At 72.4% G+C, this 24,835-nt stretch carries 23 protein-coding genes and 1 riboswitch; of the genes, 12 read left to right on the forward strand and 11 right to left on the reverse strand.

All coding sequences use genetic code 11. The annotated features are described in order from the left end of the window. Positions 1-271 precede the first annotated feature (271 nt). Positions 272-1,933, forward strand: a complete 1,662-nt coding sequence (gene cdgB, locus ACH4C6_RS25435) for a diguanylate cyclase CdgB (RefSeq protein ID WP_398110899.1) — start codon at positions 272-274, stop codon at positions 1,931-1,933. Positions 1,934-2,049: 116 nt separating this feature from the next. Further along, positions 2,050-3,009, forward strand: coding sequence for a carbohydrate-binding protein (locus tag ACH4C6_RS25440; protein WP_398110900.1), 960 nt, complete (start codon positions 2,050-2,052; stop codon positions 3,007-3,009). A 19-nt stretch (positions 3,010-3,028) separates the two neighbouring features. Here the strand turns inward: ACH4C6_RS25440 and ACH4C6_RS25445 are convergent, their stop codons facing one another. From ACH4C6_RS25445 to ACH4C6_RS25455, 3 genes are all read right to left on the reverse strand, one after another. Beyond that, positions 3,029-3,958 carry a 1-phosphofructokinase family hexose kinase gene (locus tag ACH4C6_RS25445; protein WP_398110901.1) on the reverse strand — a complete coding sequence of 310 codons (930 nt, stop codon included), beginning with the start codon at positions 3,956-3,958 and terminating at the stop codon, positions 3,029-3,031. 123 nt (positions 3,959-4,081) lie between these two features. Beyond that, positions 4,082-5,293, reverse strand: a complete 1,212-nt coding sequence (gene nagA, locus ACH4C6_RS25450) for an N-acetylglucosamine-6-phosphate deacetylase (RefSeq protein ID WP_398110902.1) — start codon at positions 5,291-5,293, stop codon at positions 4,082-4,084. Continuing rightward, complete coding sequence (locus ACH4C6_RS25455) at positions 5,293-6,234, reverse strand: ROK family protein (protein WP_398110903.1); 942 nt, start codon at positions 6,232-6,234, stop codon at positions 5,293-5,295. The genes nagA and ACH4C6_RS25455 overlap by 1 nt, the downstream gene beginning before the upstream one ends. A 132-nt stretch (positions 6,235-6,366) precedes the next feature. Between ACH4C6_RS25455 and ACH4C6_RS25460 the strand changes: the two genes are divergently transcribed. Together ACH4C6_RS25460 and ACH4C6_RS25465 are read left to right on the forward strand one after the other, a co-directional pair. Continuing rightward, positions 6,367-7,620 carry an ABC transporter substrate-binding protein gene (locus ACH4C6_RS25460; RefSeq protein WP_398110904.1) on the forward strand — a complete coding sequence of 418 codons (1,254 nt, stop codon included), beginning with the start codon at positions 6,367-6,369 and terminating at the stop codon, positions 7,618-7,620. A 55-nt stretch (positions 7,621-7,675) separates the two neighbouring features. Then, entirely contained in the window at positions 7,676-7,924 is a 249-nt protein-coding gene (locus ACH4C6_RS25465) for a DUF3263 domain-containing protein (RefSeq protein ID WP_398110905.1), read from the forward strand. 137 nt (positions 7,925-8,061) lie between these two features. Here the strand turns inward: ACH4C6_RS25465 and otsB are convergent, their stop codons facing one another. The 3 genes from otsB to ACH4C6_RS25480 form a co-directional block, all read right to left on the reverse strand. Further along, the gene (gene otsB, locus ACH4C6_RS25470; RefSeq protein WP_398110906.1) at positions 8,062-8,901 is read right to left on the reverse strand and encodes a trehalose-phosphatase; all 840 of its coding nucleotides are present in this window, start codon (positions 8,899-8,901) and stop codon (positions 8,062-8,064) included. A gap of 7 nt (positions 8,902-8,908) precedes the next feature. Next, positions 8,909-10,297: a trehalose-6-phosphate synthase gene (locus ACH4C6_RS25475; protein WP_398110907.1), complete on the reverse strand. Its 1,389-nt coding sequence runs from the start codon at positions 10,295-10,297 to the stop codon at positions 8,909-8,911. Between the two features lie 74 nt (positions 10,298-10,371). Continuing rightward, positions 10,372-11,316, reverse strand: coding sequence for a glucosyl-3-phosphoglycerate synthase (locus ACH4C6_RS25480; RefSeq protein WP_398110908.1), 945 nt, complete (start codon positions 11,314-11,316; stop codon positions 10,372-10,374). A 152-nt stretch (positions 11,317-11,468) separates the two neighbouring features. Further along, positions 11,469-11,624: riboswitch (SAM riboswitch) on the forward strand. Positions 11,625-11,642: 18 nt separating this feature from the next. On the opposite strand from ACH4C6_RS25480, the gene thrC reads away from it, so the two are divergent. The 6 genes from thrC (at position 11,643) to ACH4C6_RS25510 (ending at position 18,959) form a co-directional block, all read left to right on the forward strand. Beyond that, positions 11,643-12,929 carry a threonine synthase gene (gene thrC / locus ACH4C6_RS25485; protein WP_398110909.1) on the forward strand — a complete coding sequence of 429 codons (1,287 nt, stop codon included), beginning with the start codon at positions 11,643-11,645 and terminating at the stop codon, positions 12,927-12,929. 126 nt (positions 12,930-13,055) lie between these two features. Then, positions 13,056-13,331, forward strand: a complete 276-nt coding sequence (locus ACH4C6_RS25490) for a MoaD/ThiS family protein (RefSeq protein ID WP_003991133.1) — start codon at positions 13,056-13,058, stop codon at positions 13,329-13,331. 447 nt (positions 13,332-13,778) lie between these two features. Beyond that, positions 13,779-13,982, forward strand: a complete 204-nt coding sequence (locus ACH4C6_RS25495) for a cold-shock protein (RefSeq protein WP_010035953.1) — start codon at positions 13,779-13,781, stop codon at positions 13,980-13,982. 394 nt (positions 13,983-14,376) lie between these two features. Then, entirely contained in the window at positions 14,377-15,999 is a 1,623-nt protein-coding gene (gene groL / locus ACH4C6_RS25500) for a chaperonin GroEL (RefSeq protein WP_037759437.1), read from the forward strand. Positions 16,000-16,193: 194 nt separating this feature from the next. Continuing rightward, positions 16,194-17,315, forward strand: a complete 1,122-nt coding sequence (locus tag ACH4C6_RS25505; protein ID WP_398110910.1) for an NADH:flavin oxidoreductase — start codon at positions 16,194-16,196, stop codon at positions 17,313-17,315. A 93-nt stretch (positions 17,316-17,408) separates the two neighbouring features. Then, on the forward strand, positions 17,409-18,959 hold the full coding sequence (locus ACH4C6_RS25510) for a carboxylesterase/lipase family protein (RefSeq protein ID WP_398110911.1): 1,551 nt from the start codon (positions 17,409-17,411) through the stop codon (positions 18,957-18,959). Here ACH4C6_RS25510 and ACH4C6_RS25515 read toward each other — a convergent pair. The 3 genes from ACH4C6_RS25515 to ACH4C6_RS25525 all read right to left on the reverse strand — a co-directional run bounded on the left by ACH4C6_RS25515 (position 18,953) and on the right by ACH4C6_RS25525 (position 20,127). Next, the gene (locus ACH4C6_RS25515; protein ID WP_398111139.1) at positions 18,953-19,333 is read right to left on the reverse strand and encodes an ABC transporter permease; all 381 of its coding nucleotides are present in this window, start codon (positions 19,331-19,333) and stop codon (positions 18,953-18,955) included. The two genes, ACH4C6_RS25510 and ACH4C6_RS25515, sit on opposite strands and share 7 nt — an antisense overlap. Position 19,334: 1 nt before the next feature. Next, positions 19,335-19,472: a hypothetical protein gene (locus ACH4C6_RS25520; RefSeq protein ID WP_398110912.1), complete on the reverse strand. Its 138-nt coding sequence runs from the start codon at positions 19,470-19,472 to the stop codon at positions 19,335-19,337. 85 nt (positions 19,473-19,557) lie between these two features. After that, positions 19,558-20,127 (reverse strand): hypothetical protein, encoded by a 570-nt coding sequence (locus ACH4C6_RS25525; protein WP_398110913.1) that lies wholly within the window; start codon positions 20,125-20,127, stop codon positions 19,558-19,560. Between the two features lie 189 nt (positions 20,128-20,316). Between ACH4C6_RS25525 and ACH4C6_RS25530 the strand changes: the two genes are divergently transcribed. Next, positions 20,317-22,365: a hypothetical protein gene (locus ACH4C6_RS25530; RefSeq protein ID WP_398110914.1), complete on the forward strand. Its 2,049-nt coding sequence runs from the start codon at positions 20,317-20,319 to the stop codon at positions 22,363-22,365. Between the two features lie 82 nt (positions 22,366-22,447). Here ACH4C6_RS25530 and murQ read toward each other — a convergent pair whose 3' ends face one another. Together murQ and ACH4C6_RS25540 are read right to left on the reverse strand one after the other, a co-directional pair. Continuing rightward, the gene (murQ, locus tag ACH4C6_RS25535; protein WP_398110915.1) at positions 22,448-23,407 is read right to left on the reverse strand and encodes an N-acetylmuramic acid 6-phosphate etherase; all 960 of its coding nucleotides are present in this window, start codon (positions 23,405-23,407) and stop codon (positions 22,448-22,450) included. A gap of 46 nt (positions 23,408-23,453) precedes the next feature. Next, positions 23,454-24,389, reverse strand: coding sequence for a MurR/RpiR family transcriptional regulator (locus ACH4C6_RS25540; RefSeq protein WP_398110916.1), 936 nt, complete (start codon positions 24,387-24,389; stop codon positions 23,454-23,456). Positions 24,390-24,444: 55 nt separating this feature from the next. Between ACH4C6_RS25540 and ACH4C6_RS25545 the strand changes: the two genes are divergently transcribed. Next, positions 24,445-24,828, forward strand: a complete 384-nt coding sequence (locus ACH4C6_RS25545; protein ID WP_376327012.1) for a hypothetical protein — start codon at positions 24,445-24,447, stop codon at positions 24,826-24,828. Positions 24,829-24,835: the final 7 nt, after the last annotated feature.

A 24,835-nucleotide genomic window follows, 5' to 3' on the forward strand; every position in this document is an offset into this window, starting at 1 on the left:
TGGGCAACCCCATCTGCGCAACGGCCTCATGAATAGATGTGTGCAACGAGATGAACTTTGTGCTCGGTAGACGCACGTGAAAAACGCAGAAACTCCACTCAATTGTTCAGGTTTGCCTGTGACTTGAGTCACAAGGGGCAGGAATTGTTGACCCTGTGTACCGAGTGGGCAGCGCGCTGTGATTCAGTGGCGAAGGAAGCTGCCAGGACCGTACGCCGATGAAGACCCTTGATTCTTGATTTGCTGCGAGGTACTCGGGGGGAGGGCGAGCATGGAGACCGAGTCGGAGCCGTATGTCCGTCTTGCGTCCCTGCGACAACTGCACCAGGTCATGGCCGACATGAACACGGCCCGCAGCCTGGCGGACACCCTGCAGACCGTCGCGGAAGGCGTCGTCGCCGCCCTCGGGTACGAGCTGGCGTGCGTGAACCTCGTCCGGCCCGACGGCGACCTCGTCGTCGCCGCCTTCGCCGGGAACCCGGCCGCCGAGGCGCTCATCACCGGCCGCGTCGGCTCGCGCGACTCCTGGGACCGCCGCCTCGGCATGGGCGAGCACTGGGGCGACCTGGTGTTCATACCCCACACCGAGGGCTGGGTCCTCGACGACGACGACGTCCCCCAGTGGTACACCGACGGCCCCGCCCCCCGCTTCGAGGACGAGTGGCACCCGGCCGACCGCCTCTTCGCTCCCATGTACGCGCCCGGCCCGCAGGGCAACGCGGCCTGCGGCGAGCTGATCGGCGTCCTGTCCGTGGACCGCCCGCGCAACGGCCGCCGGCCCGGCGCCTGGGGCCGCGAGGCGCTCCAGATGTACGCCTTCCAGGCCGCCATCGCCATCAGCAACGCGCGTCTGCGTGCCAACATGCAGCGCGCCCTGGTCCGCCTGGAGCGCGAGCAGCAGGCCCTGCGGGCGAGCGAGGAGAGCTTCCGGCAGGCCTTCGAGTACGCCCCGTCCGGCATGGCCATCGCCGAGATGGGCGGCGACCAGCACGGCCGGATCCTGCGCACCAACGACGCCCTGTGCCGGCTGCTGGGCCGCCCCGCCTCCGCGATGCGCCGCTACTCCTTCTCCGACCTGGTCCACCCCGAGGACATCGGCACCCTGCTGCGGACCTCCGCGGAGGGCGGTCGCGCCGAGCTCCGCCTCGGCCGCCGGGACGGCACGTACGTCTGGGTCAGCCTGCGCAACAGCGTCGTCGCGGACGCCGCCGACGGGCCGCGCTTCCTGCTCACCCACGTCGAGGACATAGAGGAGCGCAAGCGCCGCGAGCTCCAGCTCGCCCACCGCGCCTCGCACGACTCCCTCACCGGCCTGCCGAACTCCGCGGAGCTGCGCTCCCGGCTGTCGGCCCGCCTGTGCCGGCGCGCCACGCCCCCGTACGCCGCCGTCGCCGAGTCCCACGACGCCGCCTACGGCCACCCCGCATTCGACGCGGTCGGCACCGGCTTCGACTTCCCGGCGGGGGGCGAGCCGTACGACGCGTTCGACCACCACGTGCACACCGTCGCTCCGGACGGGGACCACGACGACGGCACCAAGGGGCTCGCCGTCCTCTTCTGCGACCTGGACGGCTTCAAGTCGATCAACGACCGGTTCGGGCACAACGCGGGTGACGCGGTGCTCATCGAGGTCGCGCGGCGGCTGAGCAACGGCGTGCGCGACGGCGACACCGTCGCCCGGCTCGGAGGTGACGAATTCGTCATCCTCGCCGACGGGCTCGGCCGCGCCGACGCGCAGGACCTCGCCGTCCGGCTGCGCAACGAGATCATCCAGCCCATCCGCGCCGAGGGGCGGGCCGTCCGCGTGGGCGCCAGTTTCGGCATCGGATGGGCACACTGTGGAATGACGGCGGACGAAGTGTTGAAATCCGCTGACGAGCGGATGTACGTCGAGAAACGATCTCGTCCCAAACAACACAGACGCGCGGGGTGATCCCAGGTCAGCGAGTCGGTGCGGTCTGAGTCACCCGTTCGGGTCCCTGGGAGCGGGTAGGCTCGCTGTCTTACGACCGGAACGTACGCACCGCTTTTGACTGAGGAGACCAAGGGATGACGCCCGGCAACAACGGCGCGAGCACGCCCGAGGACGACGACCCGTTCGGCTATCTCTACGCCGACGGGCAGGCCAACGGAGCCCAGCCGCCGTCCGGGGGCTACGGCTACCCGAACTCGGTCAACCGGGTGCGGACGGTCGGCACCCGCCCCTACGGCCAGCAGCAGGCGCCGGCCCAGGCGCCCTACGGGCAGCCCCCGCAGCAGCAGGGCGCCTACGGCCAGCCGAACGCGCACTACGCCGCGCCGGAGACGCTGCCCGGAGGTGCTCCCACCGCCCAGACGGCGCTGCACTCGGGCGGGCACGGGGGGCACGGCGGCCGGGGTGGCCGCGGGCCCAACACCAAGGGGCTGCTGATCGGCGCGATCGCGGTGGTCGCCGCGGTCGTCATCGGCATCGGCGTGGCCATGCTCGGCGGCGACGACGACAAGGGCGACGAGGGCAGCCAGGCCGACCCGGCGCCGACGCAGACGGAGGACTCCAAGCCGAGCCCGTCCGCGAGCAAGGGCGACGACGGCGAGGCGGAACTCCCGACGATCGACGCGAAGGCCCTGCGGCTCGGCGGCGGCGCGACCCTCGCCCAGGACGTCAAGGGCGCCCAGTCGGACGGCGGTATCTACGTCTCCAACCTCAACCAGCCCGGTTCCTCGGTGACCTGGACCGTCGACGGCATCCCGGAGGACGGCGCATACACCGTCTTCGCCCGTTACAGCACGGTGGACGAGGACCAGAAGATGACGCTCACCGTCAACGGCAAGCCGTTCGGCACCAAGCTGAACATGGGCAACTTCACCCATGCCAAGGACGGCGACTTCGCCAAGGGCTGGACCAAGACCTACGCCTATCCGACCCTCAGCAAGGGCACCAACACGATCACGGTCTCCTGCGGAGACGGCGACAAGTGCAACGTCCTGCTGGACCAGCTGTGGCTGAAGGCGGGCCAGGTCAAGGACTAGCCGCGGCCCCGCACCCGGATCACGCCGCGCTGGCCTCCGGTGTCACCGAGACGGTGGTCAGCAGGGTCTCGTAGGTCCGGGGGTCGTACTCGCCGGCCACCGGTGAGGTGACCGCTGCCGCCGCCAGGGCCGCCGCCCGGGTCAGGCGGTCCGGCCAGGGGAGGCCCTCCAGCAGGCCCGACAGCAGGCCCGCCACCACCGCGTCGCCCGCGCCCGTCGGGTTGCCGCGGATCGCGGACGGCGGTGTGGCGCGCCAGCGGCCCTCCGGGGTGACCGCGAGCAGGCCCGCCGGGCCGAGAGAGGCGACCACCGCGCCCGCGCCCCGGCGCCGGGCGTCCTGCGTGGCGCGCAACGGCTCGTGGGAGCCGGTCAGTTCGGCCAGTTCGTCGGCGTTCGGCTTGATGATGTCGGGGCGGGCCGCCACCCCCCGCCGCAGCGGTTCACCACTGGTGTCGAGCAGGACCGGCACCCCGGCGGCCCGGGCCGTGCGGACCAGGCCCGCGTACGCGCCCACCGGCACACCCGGCGGCAGGCTGCCGCACAGCGCCACCGCCGAGGCGCCGGACAGCAGGCCGGCGTAGGCCTCCTGGAAGGCCGACCACTCCGCGGGCAGGACGTGCGGGCCCGGCTCGTTCAGCTGGGTGGTGTCGCCGGCGCGCTCGTCGACCACGGCGATGGTGCGGCGGGTGGCGCCGGAGACGGGGACCAGCGCGTCCACCACCCCCGGCACTGCCGCGAGCCCCTCCCGGACCACGCGGCCGGTCGGGCCGCCGGTGAATCCGGTCACCGTGACCTCGTGGCCGAGGGTCGCGAGGACCCGGGCCACGTTGAGGCCCTTGCCGCCGGGGCGTTCGGTCACGTCGGTGACGCGGTGGGAGGTGTGCGGCCGGAGGGACCGCACGCGATAGGTGATGTCGAGAGCGGTGTTCAGCGTGACTGTGAGGATCACCTCGGCCGACCTCCCCCGGGAAACGCGCTTGTCGCCGTGGACCTGGTGAAGCCTGATCATGCCAAAGAGACGGCGGCCGGCCCAGTCCCGGACTCGGCCACCGTCTTCCGACTGCGGGACGGATCAGCCCAGTTGGGGACCGACCACCCATTCACCCCGGCGCATCACGCCCTTGAGGTCGAAGGCGGAGTCCAGAACCAGCAGGTCGGCGGACTTGCCGGGCTCCAGGGAGCCGATCGTGTCGTCCATGCCGAGCAGCCGGGCCGGGGTGGCGGACAGCGCCGTCACCGCGTCCTCGACGGACAGGCCGTCGACCGTGACGGCCCGCTTGAAGGCGCGGTCCTGGGTGAGGGTGGAACCGGCGATCGTGCCGTCCTCCACCAGGCGGGCCACGCCGTCGGCGACCTCCACCTCCAGCGGGCCGAGCCAGTAGCGGCCGTCGCCGAAACCGGCCGCGTCCATCGCGTCGGTGATGAACGCGACCCGCCGGGCGCCCGCGTGATGGAACGCCAACTGGAGGGCCGCGGGGTGGAGATGCGTGCCGTCGTTGATCAGCTCGACGGTGATCCGCTCGTCCTCCAGCAGGGCGGTGATCGGGCCGGGGGCGCGGTGGCCGAGCGGGGGCATGGCGTTGAACAGGTGTGTGGCGACCGTGGCGCCGGCGTCGATGGCCTCGACGGTCTGCTCGTAGGAGGCGTCCGTGTGGCCGATCGCCGCGATGACGCCGTGCTCGGCCAGGAGGCGCACGGAGTCCAGGCCGCCGGGCAGTTCGGTGGCGAGGGTGACCATCATGGCCCGGCCCCGGGCCGCGTCGATCAGCTTGCGGACCTCCGCCGCGTCCGGGTCGCGCAGCAGCTCCTCGGAGTGGGCGCCCTTGCGGCAGGGGGAGATGAACGGGCCCTCGAAGTGGATGCCGGCGATCTCGCCCTGCTCGGCGAGCTCGCTCAGCAGGCCCGCGCGCCGGGTGAGGAAGTCCATGTCGCCGGTGACGGTGGAGGCGACCAGGGTGGTCGTGCCGTGCAGGCGGTGGGTGTGGATGCCCTTGAGGATGTCGTCGACCGAGCCGGAGGTGAAGGAGGCTCCGCCACCGCCGTGGTTGTGGATGTCGACGAAGCCGGGGATGACGTAGTGGTCGGTCACGTCGATGACCTGGGCGTTCTCCGGCGGGGTGGCGGCGATGCGGGTGCCGTCGACGGCTACCTGGCCATCGTCGACAATTCCCGTGGGCAGGACCACGGACGCGCCGGTGAGAACCGTGGGATGTCCGGCCGTCGCGGGGTGCGGGTGCGTCGGGGCTTGTCGCGCAGTTCCCCGCGCCCCTGAGGCGTTGGTCATCAGGGAGTTACCTCCGTGCGGTCGGTTCGGTCGAGGAGATCCCAGGCCAGGAGCCCGGCGCCCAGGCATCCGGCGGCGTCGCCCAGGGCCGCCGGGACGATCGACGGCTCCTTCTGGAAGGTGATGCGGCTGCGGATCGCCTCACGCAGGGGCGTGAAGAGGGTGTCCCCGGCCTCCGCCAGGCCGCCGCCGACGATCAGGACGCGCGGGTCCAGCAGGGTCAGGGCCGTGACCAGTCCGTCGGCCAGGGCGTCCACGGCCTCCTGCCACACCGCGCATGCCCTGGGGTCGCCCGCGTCCACCGCCTTGGCGCAGTCCGCCGCGTCCGCGCCCGGGGTGCCGGAGGCCGCTGCCCAGGTCTCGCTGACGGCCGCCGCCGAGGCGAACCGCTCCAGGCAGCCGCGCTGCCCGCACGGGCAGGGGGCACCGCCGGGGCGGACGACGACGTGGCCGATCTCGCCCGCGAAGCCGTGCGCACCCGCCTCGACCCGGCCGTCGACGCCGATGGCGCCCGCGATGCCGGTGCCGAGCGCCACGAACAGGAACCGGTCCGCGCCCCGGCCCGCCCCGACCCGGCCCTCGGCGAGGCCGCCGGTGCGCACGTCGTGGCCGAGGGCGACGGGGACGCCCAGCCGCTCGGTGAGCAGGTCGCGCAGCGGGACGTCGCGCCAGCCGAGGTTCGCCGCGTAGGCGGCGACGCCCCGGGCCTCGTCGACGATGCCGGGGACGGCCACGCCGGCGGCGGAGGCGGGCGTGCCGAACTGCTCGGTGCCGTACGCGTGCAGCTCGGCGGCGAAGTCGACGATGGCCGCGACGACCGCGTCCGGGCCGTGCGCGCGGCCGGTCGCCCGGCGGGCCCGGTGCAGTACCTCGCCCCCGGGTCCGGCCAGGGCGGCCTTCATCCCGGTGCCGCCCACGTCGAGGGCGATGACATGTCTCACGGGGACAGTGTGACCCGGGGACCCGCAAGAGGTCTAGTCCACTCACGTGGTGTAGACCTTGTTCCGGATATCGAAAAGTTTCGAACGGCGGTGACGCCAGGGGTGGGGAAGACAGCGGTGCAGCGGCGGCGGATGGCAGGAACGGTCGCGGTGGTGTCCGCACTGGGCATGACGGCGGTTCTCGGGGGCTGCGGGGATACGGGCGACTCGGCCGACGTCACGCTGAAGCTGGTCGCCGCCGACTACGGCGACAGCGCCGCCAACAGCTCGGAGAAGTACTGGGAGAAGCTGGCCGCGGAGTACGAGGCCGACCACCCCGGCGTGAACGTGGACGTCAGCGTCTACTCCTGGAACGACGTCGACCGCAAGGTCAAGGAGATGGTCGCGGCCGGTGACCCGCCGGACCTGGCGCAGATCGGCGCGTACGCCGACTACGCGGCGCGCGGCCGGCTCTACAAGGCCGACGAACTGCTCTCCATACCCGTGCAGGCCGACTTCCTCGGGCAGTTGGCCACCGCCGGGCAGGTGAACGGCGTCCAGTACGGCATGCCGTTCGCCTCCTCCACGCGGGTCCTCTTCTACAACAAGTCCCTCTTCGCCAAGGCCGGCATCACCCCGCCCGAGACCTGGGACGAGCTGGCCGAGGACGCGGAGAAGCTCAAGGCGAAGGGCGTGAAGTACCCCTACGCCCTGCCCCTCGGGCCGGAGGAGGCGCAGGCCGAGACGATGCAGTGGATGCTCGGCGGCGGGGGCGGCTACACCGACACCTCCGGCAGCTACGCCATCGACTCCCCGGACAACATCGGCACGTTCACCTGGCTGAAGGACGAACTGGTCGGCAAGGGCCTGACCGGGCCGGTCGCGCCGGGGAAGCTCAACCGGGCCGCCGCGTTCTCCGCGTTCGCCGACGGGGAGGTCGGCATGCTGACGGGCCATCCCTCGCTGATGGGGATGGCGGAGAAGAAGGGCGTCGACTACGGGATGGTGCCGCTGCCGGGCAAGGACGGCAGGAGCCGCTCCACCCTCGGTGTCGCCGACTGGATGATGGCCTTCCGCAAGAACGGCCACCGCGACGAGGCCGGGGACTTCCTCGACTTCGTCTACAGCGAGAAGAACGTGCTGGCCTTCTCCCGCGAGTACGACCTGCTGCCGGTGACGAACTCGGCGTCCGCGACCATGGCCGCCGCAGACCGGGACAAGCACCTCGGGCCGTTCCTGGAGGAGCTGCCCGCCTCCGAGATCTACCCGGTGGGCAAGACGTCCTGGGCCGAGGTCAGCGCGCAGGTCAAGCAGCAGATCGGCAAGGCCGTGGCCCCCGGGGGCAGCGTCTCGGGCGTCCTCGGCCACCTCCAGGCGTCGGCGAGCCGGGCGGAGAGCGCGGAGTAGCGCGGAGGCGTGCGCGGGAGCGCGGCTGTCGGTGGCAGGGGTTACGGTGCCGGGCATGGACGAGGAGAGCGGCGGCGGGACGGGGCTCGGGCGCAGGGAGCGGGACATCCTGGCGCTGGAGGGGCGTGGCTTTCCCGGCCCGGGCGCGAAGGAGCGGGCCATACGTGAGGAGCTGGGTCTCGCGCCGGTCCGCTACTACCAGCTCCTGAACGCCCTGCTGGACGACCCTCGGGCTCTCGCCCATGCGCCGGTGACGGTCAATCGGTTGCGGCGGGTGCGGGAGCGGCGGCGGGCGGAGCGGTGACGTCGGTCGTGGGTCCCCGGCCCTCCGGGGGACCCCGGGTTGTCCGTCGTCTGCGGGTGCGTCGTGGCTGTTCGCGCAGTTCCCCGCGCCCCTGAAAGCGTTTGCGCAGTTCCCCGCGCCCCTTGAGGGGTGGTTTCTCAGGGGATCTGGTCTGCCAGGGCTTGGAGTAGGTGGACGATGCCCTCGGGGCCGGGGACCACTACGTCTGCGCGGGCGCGCAGTTCGGTCACCTCGTCGCTGCCGCTGCACACCAGCAGGCCCGGGGTGCCCTCCGCGCGGAGGGTGTCCACGGCGGTGTAGGCGGGCAGGTCGCCCAGGTCGTCGCCGGCGTACAGGACGCAGCCCGCGCCGATCTCGCGGGCGAAGCCGGTCAGGGCGACCCCCTTGTCCATGCCGGGCGGGCGCAGCTCCAAAACCATGCGGCCGGGCTCGACGATCAGGCCGTGGCGGGCAGCCAGCGCGGTGAGCGGTTCGCGCAGGGCCTCGAAGGTGCCCTGCGGATCGGCCGCGCGCCGGGTGTGCACGGCCACGGCCCGGCCCTTGTCCTCCACGTGGGTCCCGGTGCCCCCCAGCAGCCCGGGCAGCTCGGCGCGCACGGCGTCGACCCCGGGGTGCGCCGGCGGGGCGGTGACCTCACCCGTCCGGGCGTCCCAGCGCTCGGCGCCGTAGTGCCCGAGGACGACCAGGTGCTCCAGGCCGGGTGCGTCCGCGAAGGCGCCGTTGCGGACGGCGACCTCGGCCGGCCGGCCCGTGATCACCGCGACGGCGGCCACCTTCGGCGCGAGCGCCGCGAGTGCGGACAGGGCCTCCGGGTGGGCCCGGGCCCGCTCGGGGTCGGCCACGATCGGCGCGAGCGTCCCGTCGAAGTCGAGGCCGATCAGGGCCTTGCCCGGACCGGCGAGCAGGGCGTCCAGGCCCTCCTGGCCGGCCTCGGTGACGGGGGCGGGCAGCGGCTGGGACGCGGGCGTGGTGCTCATCTGCCGCTCAGCCCCTCAGCGCGTCGAGCTGCTCGACGAACCAGCGTGCGGGCGGCAGTGCCGTGGCCGCCGCCGCCAGGCGCTTGCTGCGCTCGGTCCGCTCCTCCGGGCGCATCGACAGGGCCTCGTGCAGGGCCTCGGCCGTGCCGGTGACGTCGTACGGGTTGACGGTGATCGCGTCCTCGCCCAGCTCCTCGTGCGCCCCCGCCTCGCGGGACAGCACCAGCGCGCAGCCCGCGTCCGAGACGACCGGGACCTCCTTGGCCACCAGGTTCATCCCGTCGCGGATGGGGTTGACCAGGGCCACGTCGGCCAGCCGGTACGCGGCCAGGGACCGGGCGAAGTCGTCCTTGACGTGCAGCACGACCGGCGTCCAGCCCGGCGTGCCGAACTCGGCGTTGATCTCGTCGGCCAGGCGCTGCACCTCGGCCGTGTAGTCCCGGTACACCGCGAGGTCCTGCCGGGAGGGGTAGGCGAAGGCCACGTGCACCACGCGCTCGCGCCACTCGCCGTGGGCCTCGAGCAGCCGCCGGTAGGCCAGCAGGCCGCGCACGATGTTCTTCGACAGCTCGGTGCGGTCGACCCGGACGATGGTGCGGCGGCCCTGGCCGATCTCCTGCCGCAGCGCGGTGATCCGCTCCTCGACGTCCGGCTCGTGGGCCCGCTCGCGCAGGAAGTCCGCGTCGGCGCCGAGGCCGTGCACGCCGATCCGCGTGCCGCCGAGCCCGCCCGCGAACCGCTCGGCGCAGTCGGTGAACGCGTCCGCCCAGCGCTGGGTGAGGAAGCCGAGCCGGTCCGCGCCGAGCATGCCGCGCAGCACCTGCCCGGCCACGTCGTCCGGCAGCATCCGGAAGTACTCGGGCGGCGCCCACGGCGTGTGCGAGAAGTGGCCGATCCTGAGGTCCGGGCGCAGCTCGCGCAGCATGCCCGGCACCAGCGTCAGGTGGTAGTCCTGCACCACGACCGCCGCGCCCTGCGCCGCCTCCTCGGCCAGCGCCTCGGCGAACGCCCGGTTGTACGTCTCGTAGGACGCCCACTGGCGGCGGAACTCCGCGTCGAAGACCGGCTCCAGGGGGGTCTGGTAGAGCATGTGGTGGACGAACCACAGCACCGAGTTGGCGATGCCGTTGTAGGCGTCGGCGTGCACGTCGGCCGGGATGTCCAGCATCCGCACGCCGTCCTCGCCGACACCGCGCCGCACGGCCTCCCGGTCGCCGTCGGACAGCGCCGAGCAGACCCACAGGGCGTCCGCGTCGGAGCCGATCGCCGAGAGCCCCGAGACCAGACCGCCGCCGCCCCGTCTGGCGTTCAGCGAACCGTCGTCACCGACCGTGTAGGAGACCGGGCCGCGGTTGGAGGCCACCAATACCCGTGCAGAACCGTACGTCGAACCCATAGGCCTCAACCTAGCCCGGCCTGTAAACGCTCAAACGTACGGACCTGCCGCGCCCGGCCGAAAAACATCCCGGGTCAGGCGGCCCGCCGCGCCTGGTACTCGGCGATCTCCACCATCGGCGGGCGTTCCTCGGTGTCCACGGAGTACGTGCGCGGTTCGAAGCCGTCCCCGGTCCGCTCGAACTGGGTCAGGGACGGCCGGATCAGATGCCCCCGGGCCAGCCGCAGCTGGGCCGTGCGGTAGATCTCGGCGGCCATCCGCCCGAGTGCCTGCCCGTCCTGGTGCCGGTGCTTGCGCACGCCGACGTCGACCTGGGCGAGCGCGTCGAGGCCGGCCAGGTGCAGCGCGTCGACCAGGACGCCCAGCTCCACGCCGTACCCGACGGGGAAGGGCAGCTGCTCCAGCAAGGAGCGGCGGGCCGCGTACTCGCCGCCCAGCGGCTGCACGAACCCGGCGAGCCGCGGCCAGTGCATGTTGAGCAGCGGGCGCGCCATCAGCTCGGTGACCCGGCCGCCCTGCCCGGCGGCCGCGCCGAGGGGACGGTCGTACATGGCCTTGACCAGCTCGACCTCCGGGTCGGTCAGCAGCGGGCCCACGATGCCCGAGACGAAGTCGGACGAGAACTCCCGCAGGTCCGCGTCGACGAAGCAGACGATGTCGCCGCGGGTGACGAGCAGCGAGCGCCACAGCACCTCGCCCTTGCCGGGCAGGGCGGGCAGGCGGGGCAGGATCGCGTCCCGGTGCACCACCGTCGCGCCCGCGGCGGCGGCCACCTCGGACGTGCGGTCGGCCGACCCCGAGTCGATCACCACCAGCTCGTCGACGAGCGGCACCTGCAGCATCAGGTCGTGGCGGATCGCGGCGACTATGTCGCCGACGGTCTCCTCCTCGTTCAGGGCGGGCAGCACCACGCTCACCGTGCGGCCCGTGCGCTGCTTGGCCGCCAGGACGCTGTGGAGCGGACGGTCGTGCACGGACCAGGAACGGGCGCTCAGCCAGCGATCGACTTCTTCCAGCACCGTGCTGCTCCTTGCGTTCTCTCGGCGGGACGAATGTGACGCGTCTCGCGGTTCGGACGACTATCTCAACTGTCCTGGTCGTCGGTTACAGTCTTGAACAACGCGGATGACCCTCGCATGTCCGGGGTCGCCCGCCGCCTACAACCACATACAGCTCATCCAGAGGGGCAGAGGGAAACGGCCCGATGAAGCCCCGGCAACCCTCCAGTCGGTACTCGTAGGTCACTGCTGACCACTCGGCGAGGCTCCCGGCTAGGGAAGGTGCCAAATCCGTCTCACGGCGAGATGCGTCGTGAGGAAGATGAGGAGAAAGGGCCTCGCCTCACATGGCTGTGCAGACTGTTGCAAGCACCACCGACTCCACCGTGGACCTCGGTCCCGCCGCGGCTCTCAGCTGCCGCGAGTGCGGTCATCGCGTCCCCCTCGGCCCGGTCTTCGCCTGCGAGGAGTGTTTCGGCCCGCTGGAGATCGCCTACGACTTCTCGGCCTACGACACCGAAGAGCTCCGCAAGCGCATCGAAGCGGGACCCGCGAACATCTGGCGCTACGCCCCGCTGCTGCCGGTCCCGGCCGACGTGGCGGACAAGCCGAACATCAACCCGGGCTGGACCAAGCTCGTCAAGGCCGACAACCTCGCGCGCGAGCTGGGCGTCGACGCCGGCAAGCTGTTCGTGAAGGACGACTCAGGCAACCCGACGCACTCCTTCAAGGACCGCGTCGTCGCCCAGGCCCTGGAGGCCGCGCGCGCCTTCGGCTTCACCACGCTCTCCTGCTCCTCCACCGGCAACCTCGCCGGTGCGGTGGGCGCCGCCGCGGCCCGCGCCGGCTTCCGCTCGTGCGTGTTCATCCCGCACGACCTGGAGCAGGGCAAGGTCGTCATGGCCGCGGTCTACGGCGGCGAGCTCGTCGGCATCGAGGGCAACTACGACGACGTGAACCGCTTCTGCTCGGAGCTGATCGGCGACCCGGCCGGCGAGGGCTGGGGCTTCGTCAACGTCAACCTGCGCCCCTACTACGCGGAGGGCTCCAAGACCCTCGCCTACGAGATCTGCGAACAGCTCGGCTGGCGGCTGCCGGACCAGCTGGTCGTGCCGATCGCCTCCGGCTCGCAGCTCACGAAGATCGACAAGGGGCTGCAGGAGCTGATCAAGCTCGGCCTCGTCGAGGACAAGCCGTACAAGATCTTCGGCGCGCAGGCGCTCGGCTGCTCGCCGGTGTCGACGGCGTTCAAGGCCGGGCACGACGTGGTGCGTCCGCAGAAGCCGGACACGATCGCCAAGTCCCTGGCGATCGGCAACCCGGCGGACGGGCCGTACGTGCTGGACATCGCGCGGCGCACCGGTGGCGCGGTGGAGGACGTGACGGACGAGCAGGTCGTCGACGCGATCAAGGTCCTCGCCAGGACCGAGGGGATCTTCGCGGAGACCGCCGGCGGGGTGACCGTGGGTGTGACGCGGAAGTTGATCGAGAACGGTGTTCTCGACCCGACGAAGACCACCGTGGTGCTCAACACCGGGGACGGTCTGAAGACGCTGGACGCGGTGGCCGGGACCGGGCTGACCGCGACCATCCGGCCCAGCCTGGAGTCGTTCCGGGATGCCGGGCTCGTCTGATCGTTGTTCGCTGCGGGCCGGTGGGGGCTGGTCGCGCCCACGCGGCGGAGCCGCACATCACTACAGCCCCGCGCCCCTGAGGGCGCGCCCCAGCCGTAGCTCAAGAAGAACCGGAGGACATGTCCGATGAGCGTCACCGTTCGCATCCCCACCATCCTGCGCACCTACACCGGCGGGCAGGCCGAGGTCGCCGCCGAGGGCGCGAACCTCGGGGAGGTCATCGCCGACCTGGAGAAGAACCACACCGGGATCGCCGCCCGGGTGCTGGACGACCAGGGCAAGCTCCGGCGGTTCGTCAACGTGTACGTCAACGACGACGACGTGCGGTTCGAGCAGGGTCTGGAGACGGCCACGCCGGACGGTGCCGGAGTGTCGATCATCCCGGCCGTCGCCGGCGGCTGAATCCGGCCGACCGGCTTGATTGTTACCTTGAGTAATGCCGGTCACCGAGCGTGCATCGAATTGCCCTCACCGTGAGAGAAGCGGAGGGGGCAATTCTGCGTGATTGAGCGCGGTACAGTTGGGGAACGCGTTCCGGATCCGCTGACCGGAACCCGGAATTCCTGCCGCGAGCCCGACAAGATGTAGCCAAAGTGTGCGCGTCTTTCGCGGCTTTTGTTCTTTTTGTGCGGCCCGACTTGCCCTGAATTCGGGCGAACTCTCCCCACATTCCGGACCCTGTGCGTCCAGAATTCTCGTCCGATTGACCTGTTGCAGACGGCAGTTGGACAGATACATTCAGCCGCGGTCGACGCGTTCCGGCGCACGCCCCCAACCGTGGGGGGTGAGGTCTGACCCGGATCCGCGAAGTGTGGATCTGTGCAAGGGCCAGTAATAGGGGAGTTAGGCATGGCTCAGGGCACCGTCAAGTGGTTCAACGCGGAGAAGGGGTACGGCTTCATCGCGGTCGACGGTGGTGCGGATGTTTTCGTCCACTACAGCGCGATCCAGATGGACGGCTACCGCACCCTGGAAGAGGGCCAGCGGGTCGAGTTCGAGATCTCGCAGGGCCAGAAGGGGCCGCAGGCCGACATGGTTCGCGTCTCTGCCTGAACGCGCACCACGACCACAAGCTCACGCGACCGGTCTTCGCAGAAGGGCCCGCACCCTCCGGGGGTGCGGGCCCTTCCGCGTGCCCGGGGGGCGCGCGGGGGCGTGTTCGCGGGCGGCTGAGCGCCCCACCCGATCCCCGGAGGCGCTTGTGCCCGCCCGTCACCCGACCGCCACCCCTCAATGAGCACCCGCTTCGCGGGCGCGCCTTGCACTCCGGGGGGTCGAGTGCTAATCATTGCGTTAGCACTCTGAAGGTGAGAGTGACAACGTAAGGACCGGGTCGGTGAGGCCCGCAGGCCGAAGTGGGAAGGAACCACGAGGCCGGCGAGCCGTCCGTCGCGGGCGCGGGCGCGGTCCGGAGTCATCACCCCCAGTCCTGGAGGGACCACTTCACATGGCCAAGATCATCGCGTTCGACGAGGAGGCGCGGCGCGGCCTCGAGCGCGGCATGAACCAGCTCGCGGACGCCGTGAAGGTGACGCTCGGCCCCAAGGGCCGCAACGTCGTCCTCGAGAAGAAGTGGGGCGCGCCCACGATCACCAACGATGGTGTGTCCATCGCCAAGGAGATCGAGCTCGAGGACCCGTACGAGAAGATCGGCGCCGAGCTGGTCAAGGAAGTCGCCAAGAAGACGGACGACGTCGCCGGTGACGGTACGACCACGGCGACCGTCCTCGCCCAGGCCCTGGTGCGCGAGGGTCTGCGCAACGTGGCCGCCGGTGCCAACCCGATGGCCCTGAAGCGCGGTATCGAGAAGGCCGTCGAGGCCGTCTCCGCCGCCCTGCTCGAGCAGGCCAAGGACGTCGAGACCAAGGAGCAGATCGCCTCCACGGCCTCGATCTCCGCCGCCGACACCCAGATCGGCGAGCTCATCGCCGAGGCGATGGACAAGGTCGGCAAGGAAGGCGTCATCACCGTCGAGGAGTCCCAGACCTTCGGTCTGGAGCTGGAGCTCACCGAGGGTATGCGCTTCGACAAGGGCTACATCTCGGCGTACTTCGCCACCGACATGGAGCGTATGGAGGCCGTCCTCGACGACCCGTACATCCTGATCGCCAACTCGAAGATCTCCAACGTCAAGGACCTGCTCCCGCTCCTGGAGAAGGTCATGCAGTCGGGCAAGCCGCTGCTGATCATCGCCGAGGACGTCGAGGGCGAGGCCCTGTCGACCCTGGTCGTCAACAAGATCCGCGGCACCTTCAAGTCCGTCGCCGTCAAGGCCCCGGGCTTCGGCGACCGCCGCAAGGCGATGCTGCAGGACATCGGCATCCTCACCGGCGGCGAGGTGATCTCCGAGGAGGTCGGCCTCAAGCTGGAGAACGCCACGCTCGACCTGCTGGGCAAGGCCCGCAAGGTCGTCATCACCAAGGACGAGACCACCATCGTCGACGGTGCCGGCTCCGCCGACCAGGTCCAGGGTCGCGTGAACCAGATCCGCGCCGAGATCGAGAACAGCGACTCGGACTACGACCGCGAGAAGCTGCAGGAGCGCCTGGCGAAGCTCGCCGGCGGTGTCGCGGTCATCAAGGCCGGTGCCGCCACCGAGGTGGAGCTCAAGGAGCGCAAGCACCGCATCGAGGACGCCGTGCGCAACGCCAAGGCGGCCGTCGAGGAGGGCATCGTCGCCGGTGGTGGCGTGGCCCTGCTCCAGGCCTCCCAGGTCTTCGAGAAGCTGGAGCTCGACGGTGACGAGGCGACCGGCGCCAACGCCGTGAAGCTCGCGCTGGAGGCCCCGCTGAAGCAGATCGCCGTCAACGGTGGTCTCGAGGGCGGCGTCGTCGTGGAGAAGGTCCGCAACCTCCAGGTCGGCCACGGCCTGAACGCCGCGACCGGTGAGTACGTCGACATGATCGCCGAGGGCATCATCGACCCGGCGAAGGTGACCCGTTCCGCGCTGCAGAACGCCGCCTCCATCGCCGCGCTGTTCCTCACCACCGAGGCCGTCATCGCCGACAAGCCGGAGAAGGCCGCCGCGCCGGCCGGCGGCGGCATGCCGGGCGGTGACATGGACTTCTGATCGACCCGGTCGATCACGTCCTTTCCGAGGGCGGCACCTCCTGTTCCGGCAGGGGGTGCCGCCCTCGGGCGTGTGCGGGATCACAGGGGGCGGGGGATGGCGCGCCGGGGCCACTTGGTTGAACCGTAGGCCCTATGCGCATGCACATACTGACCGGTATGCGCGTACTGTCCGGTATCCGAAGGAGCCCCCACGTGAGCGACGCCGCCTCCCGCGCAGCCGACATCCTGTCCCGGCCCGTGACCCTGAATGGCCTGACCGTCCCCAACCGGATCGCGATGGCCCCGATGACCCGCATGTTCTCCCCGGGCGGCGTGCCCGGCGAGGACGTCGTCTCCTACTACGCGCGCCGCGCCGCCGCGGGGGTCGGCCTGATCGTCACCGAGGGCACCTACGTCGGGCACGAGTCGGCCGGGCAGAGCGACAGCGTGCCGCGGTTCCACGGCGAGGAGCAGCTCGCCGGCTGGGCGAAGGTCGCCGAGGCGGTGCACGCGGCGGGCGGCACGATCGTGCCGCAGCTGTGGCACATCGGCATGGTCCGCAACCAGGGCGAGCCGCCCGTCGCCGACGCCCCCGCCGTCGGCCCCTCCGGGCTGCGCATCGGCGCCGACGAGCCCACCGGCAAGGCCATGACCCAGGCCGACATCGACGCCGTCATCGGCGCCTTCGCCGAGGCCGCCGCGGCCGCCGAGCGCATCGGCTTCGACGGCGTGGAGCTGCACGGCGCCCACGGCTACCTGCTCGACCAGTTCCTGTGGGAGGGCACCAACCGCCGCACCGACGCCTACGGCGGCGACCGGGTCGCCCGGGTCCGGTTCGCCGCGGAGATCGTCGCGGCCGTCCGCGAGACCGTCTCCGCCGACTTCCCCGTCGTCTTCCGCTACTCGCAGTGGAAGCAGGAGGCCTACCGCGCCCGCCTCGCCGAGACGCCCGAGGAGCTGGAGTCGATCCTGACCCCGCTCGCGGCCGCGGGCGTCGACGCCTTCCATGCCTCCACGCGCCGCCACTGGGTCCCCGAGTTCGACGGCTCCGACCTCAACCTCGCCGGCTGGACCAAGAAGATCACCGGCAAGCCCGCCATCACGGTCGGCTCGGTCGGCCTCGACGGCGTCGACTTCCTCAAGTCCTTCCAGGGCCGGGGCGCCGAGGTCGGCGACCTCGACAACCTCCTCGACCGCCTCGAGCGCGACGAGTTCGACATGGTCGCCGTCGGCCGCGCACTGCTCCAGGACCCCGAGTGGGCCCGCAAGGTGCTCTCCGGCCGCTTCGACGAGCTGGCCCCCTACGACCCGTCCGCCCTGAAGACCCTCAGCTGAGCCGGCCGGGCACGGGGTGCCCGCACCCGCTCGCGACGGCCGGAGGACACTGAACGGGCGCCAGTCCGACGGCACTTCGTGAGGAGACCCCAGATGACGACGTCCGAGCCCCGCTTCTCGACGGACGGCCCGCGGCCCGGCCCGGTGGTGCGCACCACCGCCGGCGCGGTCCGCGGCCGCAGGGAGGAGGGGCTCGCCGTCTTCCGGGGTGTCCCCTTCGCCGCGCCCCCGGTCGGCGAGGCCCGTTTCATGGCGCCCCGGCCCGCCGTGCCCTGGGACGGCGTGCGGGAGGCCCACGCCTTCGGCCCGCCGCCCCCGCAGGACCTCGGCCTGATGGGCGGCCCCGGCCTGATCGACGTGTCCCAGGGCGACGAGTGGCTCACCGTCAACGTCTGGACGCCCGAGCCGGATCCGGCCGCCCGCCGCCCGGTCATGGTGTGGATCCACGGCGGCGCCTACAAGCTCGGCCACGGCGGCAGTCCCGGCTATGACGCCCGGCACCTCGCGGCCGAGGGCGACGTCGTGGTCGTCACCTTCAACTACCGCGTCGGCATGGAGGGTTTCGCCGCCGTCGAGGGCGCCCCCGCCAACCGGGGCCTGCTCGACCAGGTGGCGGCCCTGGAGTGGGTGCGCGACAACATCGAGGCGTTCGGCGGCGATCCGGGCCTGGTCACGCTGTTCGGCGAGTCCGCCGGTGCGGGGTCGATCGCCTCGCTGCTCGCCATGGACCGGGCCGCCGGCCTGTTCCGCCGGGCGATAGCGCAGAGCGTGCCGGGCACGTTCTTCTCCGCCGAACTCGCCGCCGACATGGGCCGCGCCCTCGCCGCCGAGCTGGGCCTGCGCCCGACCGTCGCCGATCTGTCGGCGGTGGACCCGCGGCGGCTGCCCACCGCGGGCGAGACACTGAGCGCCAAGATGACCCAGTACGTCGACCGCTGGGGCCAGGCGGCGCCCACGGTCACGCCGTTCGCCCCGGTCGTCGATGGCGAGGTTCTGCCGCAGGCGCCGTGGCGGGCCCTGGCGGCCGGAAGCGCCCGGGACGTGGGTCTGATCGTCGGCCACAACCGCGAGGAGTACCGCCTCTTCCTCGCCATGGCCGGGCACCTCGGCGGTGTCGGCGAGGAGCGGGCGGCCTCGGCCCTGCGCCTGTTCGCCCCCGGCGGCGAGCAGTCCTACCGGGACGCCTTCCCCGGTGCCGGTGCGGGCGAGCTGTACGAACGCGTCCAGACGGAGTGGCTGTTCTCCATGCCCTCCCTGCACCTGGCCGAGGCGCAGCGCGCGGGCGGCGGCACCGCGCACGTCTACGAACTGACCTGGCCCGCCCCCGCCAGCGGCGGCGCGTTCGGCGCCTGCCACGGCCTGGACATCCCGCTGCTGTTCGGCACGTACGGCGCGGACCTGGGGGCCCTGCTGTTCGCGGGCGCCGAGCCGTCCGCCGAGGCCCGGGCGCTGTCGGCGCGCTTCCGCTCGTCCTGGTCGGCGTTCGCGCGCACGGGCGACCCGGGCTGGCCGGTCTACGACGAGCAGCGGCTGGTGCAGGTGCTGGACGCGGAGCCGGTGGTCGTGCCGTACCCCGAGGAGACGGCCCGGCGGCTGTGGGAGGACCACGAGTTCCGGCCGCTGCCGCTGCTGCGGTCTCAGTGACGGAAGGCGTCCACCGGCTCCACGCGTGAGGCACGCAGCGCCGGACAGGCGCCCGCGAGGAGACCGGTCAGCGTCCCGAGCAGGGGGGCGAGGAAGGCGACGGCCGTCGGCAGCACCGGGGTCCACTGCTGGAGGAGCGCGACGGTCACGACCGCGAGCACACCCGCGGCGGCGCCGATGAGACCGCCGACGCTGCCGATGAGGGCGCTCTCGGTGAGGAACTGCGCGGTGACGTGCCGGCGGCGGGCGCCCAGCGCCCGGCGCAGGCCGATCTCGCCGGTGCGTTCCAGCACGGCGATCAGCGTGGTGTTGGCGATGCCGACGGTGCCGATCGCGAGGCTGACCCCGGACAGCAGCAGGAAGAGGCTGTCCAGGTCATTTGGAGGAGGGCGTGACGTCGACGGTCCGGGAGGCGGTGACGTCGCCGCGCAGGAGGACGGTGGACGTCAGGACGCGCCGTTCGACGGGCGTCGTCAGTGTGGTGAGCCCGGGGCCCGCCGCGTCCGCCGCCACCTGCTGCGGGGAGCGGATGGCCGAGCCCGCGGCGAAACCGACGGCGATCAGGGCCGCCGCGGCGACCGTGCTGCCGGTGAGCGCGCTAGAGGTTGCCCATCGGCTCGATGTCGACGCGTACGGGGGTGCCCCACACGCGCAGCACCTCGTAGTCGGTGAACTCGTGCACCAGGCGGTACGCCATGGCCGCCCGGGGTGCGCGGCGCTGGGCCGCGATGTACAGCTCGGCCTCGCGGCGGTCGCGGCGCGGGGTGCCGCACAGCTGCCAGCTCTGGCCGTTCCACAGCTCCGGCAGCCAGCGCTGCTGGGGCTGGGGGCGGTCGCCGCGCACGCCGTAGCGGGTCTGGACCGGCTCGCTCTGCGGCTGGTGCGGGGCGGGGCCGTTGAACTCCGCCCGGCGGGCCGCCCTGCGCCGGGTCTCGCACAGCAGGCACCGGTCCGGGGCGGCCTCGTCGACCGGGCCGTTCGGGTGCTCGGGGCAGCGGGTGCTGGGCGCGGCGTTCGAGACGCTCTCCTCCAGCAGGTCCAGGGCCCGCCGCAGATCCGCCCTGACCTCGTGCAGCTTGGCGTCCGGCGTGTCGCTGGTCAGGGCCTCGCCGTGCTCACCGAGCAGACGGAGGGCACGGCCGAGTGCGGTCAGCTGGGCGTGGTTCATGCTCCCCATTGTCCTCCGCCGGCCGGCGGACCGATCGGGAGGTGACGTCGCGGTGACGTACGGATGATCGAAGGGTGTACAACCAAACGGCCCTGATCACCGTCTAACAGGCGTATCGCGCGTACACCCCGGCGTCCGCCCCACCGCACGCCGCCCGGAATGCACGTCTGCCCGAGAGAAAGCCTGTCCATGACGTTCCGTTGGCTGTGCGGTGTCCTGCGTGTGCGCGGGAAGACCGACCTTCTGCTCGTGTTCCTGTTCGCCGCCGGCTTCGCCGCACTGCCCGTCTTCGCGCTGCTGCCGTCGCTGTGGGGCTTCGCCGCGGCCTCGCTGGTGACCTACGTGGCCGACGAGGTGCTGCACACCCGTGCCCCCGCCTTCGTACGGCGGCTGGCCGCGCTGCAGCTGACCCGCACCCTGCGGTTCGCCGTGCGGACGGTGATGCTGCTCGCCCTGGCGGAGCGCCTGGGCGCCCCCGACACCGTGCTGGTCGGCGCGCTGGCCGTGTTCAGCCTGCACTTCACCCTGGTGATCCTGTACTCGGCCGTGCACCACGCGATCCGGCGGCGCCGCGTGCTGCCCGTGGTGGTGCGCAACCTCGACATGAGCGGGGCGGGCATCCCGCAGTCCCCGCCCGCCTTCCTGTACCGGCGCTTCCTGCGCAAGCTGCTGCACCTCGACCTGCCCGCGCACGCGGGGCTGCTCGTGGCGCTGGCCGCGGGTGCGTGGCAGGCCGCCGGGACCGGGTTCGCGCTGACGGCCGGACTGACGGCGGCAGCCGTGGTGGCGCTGCTCGGTCAGCTGCGCCGGGCCCGCCGGATGCCCGGCCGGGACGAGGTGATCGCCGAGGTGAACCGGCAGCTGGCCGGGTACCGCCCCGAGGTGGCCCTGTACTTCAGCTTCGCGTCCGTCTCCCGCGACTTCATGTACCAGGTCAACATGTGGATCGAGACGCTGGAGCAGCTCGACCGCCGGCCGCTGATCATCCTGCGCGAGCGGGCCTCGTTCCGCTTCCTGAGCCGGACGCGGATCCCCGTGCTGTGCGTGCCGAAGGCGGACGACGTGGCGCTGCTGGAACTGCCCGAGCTGCGGGTCGTCCTCTACCCGGGCAACGCGGGCAAGAACGTGCACATGCTGCGCGTCGCCGAGGCCAAGCACGTGTTCATCGGGCACGGCGACAGCGACAAGCTCGCCAGCAGCAACCGCGTGAGCAAGGTCTACGACGAGATCTGGGTGGCCGGCCGGGCCGGACGCGACCGCTACCAGCGGGTGCGCCACGCCATCAGCGACTCCGCGATCGTCGAGGTGGGCCGCCCCCAGCTGTCGTCGATCCGGCTGCACGCCGACCACGTGCCGGGGCCGCTGCCGACCGTGCTGTACGCGCCCACCTGGGAGGGGTGGAGCGACGACGACTGCCACACGTCCCTGATCCCGATGGGTGTGACGCTGGTCGAGAAGCTGCTCGCGGAGAACGTGCGGGTCCTCTACAAGCCGCACCCCCTCACCGGCAAGCGCTCGCCCGCTGCGGCCGAGGCGGACCGGGCCGTGCGGGAGCTGCTGAACGCCGACAACGAGCGGCGGGACGCCGAGCGGGCGCAGTCCGCGATCGCCGAGGCCCGGCCGCGCATGGACGAGATCCGCGACCGGCTCGCCGAGCTGTCCGGGCGGCTGCGCGGCGACGACGCCGAGCAGACGCGCGAGGCCCGCGTCCCGGGCCCGGACGGCGAGGCCGAGTGGCACGAGCTGCGCGCCGAGTGGCACCGCCTGTTCTGGGCGAGCCGGGGGCCCCTGCGGCACGAGGTGGTCACCGGTCAGCTGCCGACGCTGTACGCGTGCTTCGACGAGGCCGACATGCTCGTCAGCGACGTGTCGTCCGTCGTCGCGGACTTCGTGGCCAGCCTCAAGCCGTACGTCCTGACCAACGCGAACGACCTGCCCGACGCGGAGTTCCGGGCCGCCTACACCACGGCCGGGGGCGCGTACCTCCTCGACCGGGACTGCACCCGGCTGCCGGAGATCCTCCGCTCGGTCCGCGAGCCCCGGCACGACCCGATGGCCGCCGAGCGCCGCGTCCTCAAGGAGTACGTGCTGGGTCCGGACCGCCCGACGTCGATGCAGCGGTTCAACGCGGCGGTGGAGGCCCTCGCCGCCAAGGCGGAGGCGGAGCGGGACCAGCGGCAGGAGGAGGAGCGGCGCGTCGCGGTGGTGGTGTCCGGTCCGACGGTGCTGCTCACGTGAGCTCCCGGAGGTGACGGCCCGGCGGTACCGGCGGCCCGGCCGGCGGTACCGCCGGGCCGTCACCGGGGCCGGGGCGGGGCCCTCAGGCGGGGCCGTCCTCCGCTCCGCCCTGCGCGTGGGTGCCCAGGGCCGCCCGCAGGTGCCCGCCGGACTCCTGGAGCAGGCGGGCCGCCGTCGGGGCGTCCACGTCGGCCAGGATCGTGAGGATCGCGTTCTTCACCTCGCCGTCGGTGGCGGTCAGCGCCTCCTCGATCTCCTTGTCCTCGGCGCCCGTGGCGAGGGCGACGATGCGGTGGGAGCGGGCGCGGAGCTTGTCGTTGGAGGCGCGGACGTCGACCATCAGGTTCCCGTAGGTCTTGCCCAGGCGGATCATCGTGATCGTCGAGAGCATGTTCAGGACGAGCTTCTGCGCGGTGCCGGCCTTCAGGCGGGTGGAGCCGGTGAGCAGTTCGGGGCCGACGACGACCTCGATGCCGTGGTCGGCGGCGGCCGCCAGGGGGCTGCCCGCGTTGCACGACAGGCCGACGGTGAGGGCGCCCCGCTCCCGGGCGTACCCGACCGCGCCGATCGCGTACGGGGTGCGGCCGGAGGCCGAGACGCCGACCACCGTGTCGTCGGCGGTCAGGCGGAGCGGCTCCAGGGCGGCCCGGGCCAGTTCCGGGGAGTCCTCCGCGCCCTCGACCGAGGTGACCAGGGCCTGCGGGCCGCCCGCGATCAGGCCGACGACCCGCGAGGGGTCGGTGTTGAACGTCGGCGGGCACTCGGAGGCGTCCAGGACGCCCAGCCGGCCCGCGGTGCCCGCGCCCGCGTAGACGAGCCGGCCGCCGCGGGCCATGCGTGCGGCGACGGCGTCGATCGCGGCGGCGATCTCGGGCAGCCGCGCCGCGACCGCCCCGGCCACGCTCGCGTCCTCCCCGTTCATCAGCCGCGCGAGGTCGAGCGTGGGCAGCCGGTCGACCTCGGCGAGCTCCGGCCGGAAGGCCTCGGTGGTCAGGGTCGCCAACTCGGCGCGGACGTCACGGGGTCGGGAGGCGGAGGTCATGGACGGCTCTTTCCGTGTGCGTGAGGTGCCGGGCGGGGCGGCCGGCTCAGGAGCGGTGCCGGTGGGCCAGCGCCTCGTACGACGCCGAGAGCGCCGGCGCCGCCGACTCGTACGTCCGCTGCGCCACCCCCACGAACAGGCAGTCCACCACGAGGAGCTGTCCGGTCCGCGACGACATGGCCGCCGGGCGCAGTTCGCTCTCCCGGGCGGTGGACGTGGTCAGGACATGGTCGGCGTACTGGGCGACGGGGCCGTGCGGGCGGCCGGTGATGGCCACGGTCGTCGCGCCGCGCTCGAAGGCGACCCGCAGCGGTTCGATGACGTCCCCCGTCGACCCGGAGTGGGTGACGGCGATCGCGACGTCGCCCGCGCGCAACTGCACGGCGTTGGTGACGGCCAGGTGCGGATCGCTGTGCGCGTGCGCCATCAGCCCTATGCGCAGCAGCTTCTGCGTGAGGTCCTGGGCCACCAGCCCCGACGCTCCCACGCCGTACACGTCGGTGCGCCGGGCCGCGACCAGCGCGGTGACGGCCGCTCCCAGCTGCACGGTGTCCAGGCCCGCCGCGGTGTCGGCGAGGGTCTGCTGCTCGTCGTAGGCGAGTTTGGCGACGACGTCGGCGATGGGGTCGTCGACGGCGATGTCCGTGGTGATGGCCGGGGCCCGGCCCGACTGCTGCTGCGCGGCGAGCCCGGCCAGGGCCAGCCGCAGGTCCCGGTAACCCGGATAGCCCAGCAGCCGCGCGGTGCGCACGACCGTCGCCTCGCTGGTGCCGGTGAGCTCGGCGAGGCCGGTGACCGTGAGCGCCGCGCAGCCGGCCGGGTCGCCGGCGACGGCCTCGGCGACGCGCTGCATGGAGCGCGTCATCGACGGGCCCAGCGTGCGGACCTTGGCCGCGAGGGCCGCGGGGGCGGGCGGTGCGCCCACCGTGCCGCCGGGGCCGCCACGGTCCCGGGCGAAAATTTCCTTCACGTCGCGGGTCACCCCTGAAAGATATTTTCGGGGCGGCGTGCGGGTCAAGAGTGCGCACAATGGGTGCATGGAACCCATCAGCCCCCTGGAGCAGGCGCTGCACGCCGCGCGCGCCCTCGTGCTGGCCGACCTCGTCGCAGGACGCGTCGCCGAGGCGGACGTCGTGTCGCTGGTCGAGGAGTCCGTCGTGCAGCGGCGCTGGTGGGTCGAGCAGTGGCCGGAGGGCGCGCGGTACGTGGCCGGGCTGGTCGCGCAGGACGTGCAGGACGCCCTGCTGGAGCGGTACGGCCGCTGGCCCCTGTGCCCGGTGTGCGGCACGGGCCAGCCCCACGCGCTGGACGTGGAGCCGGAGTTGGGGCCCGACCCGCACTGGGTGTGCAGCGAGGCGGGGGTGAAGGTCGCCGCGGTGGGGTCGCTGGGCGAGGCCCTCGGCGGTCCGGCGTCCTCGTGAGGTCGGG

Origin of the sequence: Streptomyces sp. NPDC017943 (assembly GCF_044328425.1) — a bacterium.
In the GTDB taxonomy this organism is placed as follows: Bacteria; Actinomycetota; Actinomycetes; order Streptomycetales; family Streptomycetaceae; genus Streptomyces; species Streptomyces djakartensis_A.

What these genes read in the sequence shown, in the direction of transcription:
- murQ (WP_398110915.1), bottom strand. Translation starts at nt 23,407, where the DNA reads ATGACCTCCGCCTCCCGACCCCGTGACGTCCGCGCCGAGTTGGCGACC.
- nagA (WP_398110902.1), bottom strand. Translation starts at nt 5,293, where the DNA reads ATGACCAACGCCTCAGGGGCGCGGGGAACTGCGCGACAAGCCCCGACG.
- ACH4C6_RS25440 (WP_398110900.1), top strand. Translation starts at nt 2,050, where the DNA reads ATGACGCCCGGCAACAACGGCGCGAGCACGCCCGAGGACGACGACCCG.
- ACH4C6_RS25475 (WP_398110907.1), bottom strand. Translation starts at nt 10,297, where the DNA reads ATGGGTTCGACGTACGGTTCTGCACGGGTATTGGTGGCCTCCAACCGC.
- cdgB (WP_398110899.1), top strand. Translation starts at nt 272, where the DNA reads ATGGAGACCGAGTCGGAGCCGTATGTCCGTCTTGCGTCCCTGCGACAA.
- ACH4C6_RS25465 (WP_398110905.1), top strand. Translation starts at nt 7,676, where the DNA reads ATGGACGAGGAGAGCGGCGGCGGGACGGGGCTCGGGCGCAGGGAGCGG.
- otsB (WP_398110906.1), bottom strand. Translation starts at nt 8,901, where the DNA reads ATGAGCACCACGCCCGCGTCCCAGCCGCTGCCCGCCCCCGTCACCGAG.
- ACH4C6_RS25510 (WP_398110911.1), top strand. Translation starts at nt 17,409, where the DNA reads ATGACGACGTCCGAGCCCCGCTTCTCGACGGACGGCCCGCGGCCCGGC.
- ACH4C6_RS25525 (WP_398110913.1), bottom strand. Translation starts at nt 20,127, where the DNA reads ATGAACCACGCCCAGCTGACCGCACTCGGCCGTGCCCTCCGTCTGCTC.
- ACH4C6_RS25460 (WP_398110904.1), top strand. Translation starts at nt 6,367, where the DNA reads ATGGCAGGAACGGTCGCGGTGGTGTCCGCACTGGGCATGACGGCGGTT.
- thrC (WP_398110909.1), top strand. Translation starts at nt 11,643, where the DNA reads ATGGCTGTGCAGACTGTTGCAAGCACCACCGACTCCACCGTGGACCTC.
- ACH4C6_RS25530 (WP_398110914.1), top strand. Translation starts at nt 20,317, where the DNA reads ATGACGTTCCGTTGGCTGTGCGGTGTCCTGCGTGTGCGCGGGAAGACC.
- ACH4C6_RS25490 (WP_003991133.1), top strand. Translation starts at nt 13,056, where the DNA reads ATGAGCGTCACCGTTCGCATCCCCACCATCCTGCGCACCTACACCGGC.
- groL (WP_037759437.1), top strand. Translation starts at nt 14,377, where the DNA reads ATGGCCAAGATCATCGCGTTCGACGAGGAGGCGCGGCGCGGCCTCGAG.
- ACH4C6_RS25545 (WP_376327012.1), top strand. Translation starts at nt 24,445, where the DNA reads ATGGAACCCATCAGCCCCCTGGAGCAGGCGCTGCACGCCGCGCGCGCC.
- ACH4C6_RS25495 (WP_010035953.1), top strand. Translation starts at nt 13,779, where the DNA reads ATGGCTCAGGGCACCGTCAAGTGGTTCAACGCGGAGAAGGGGTACGGC.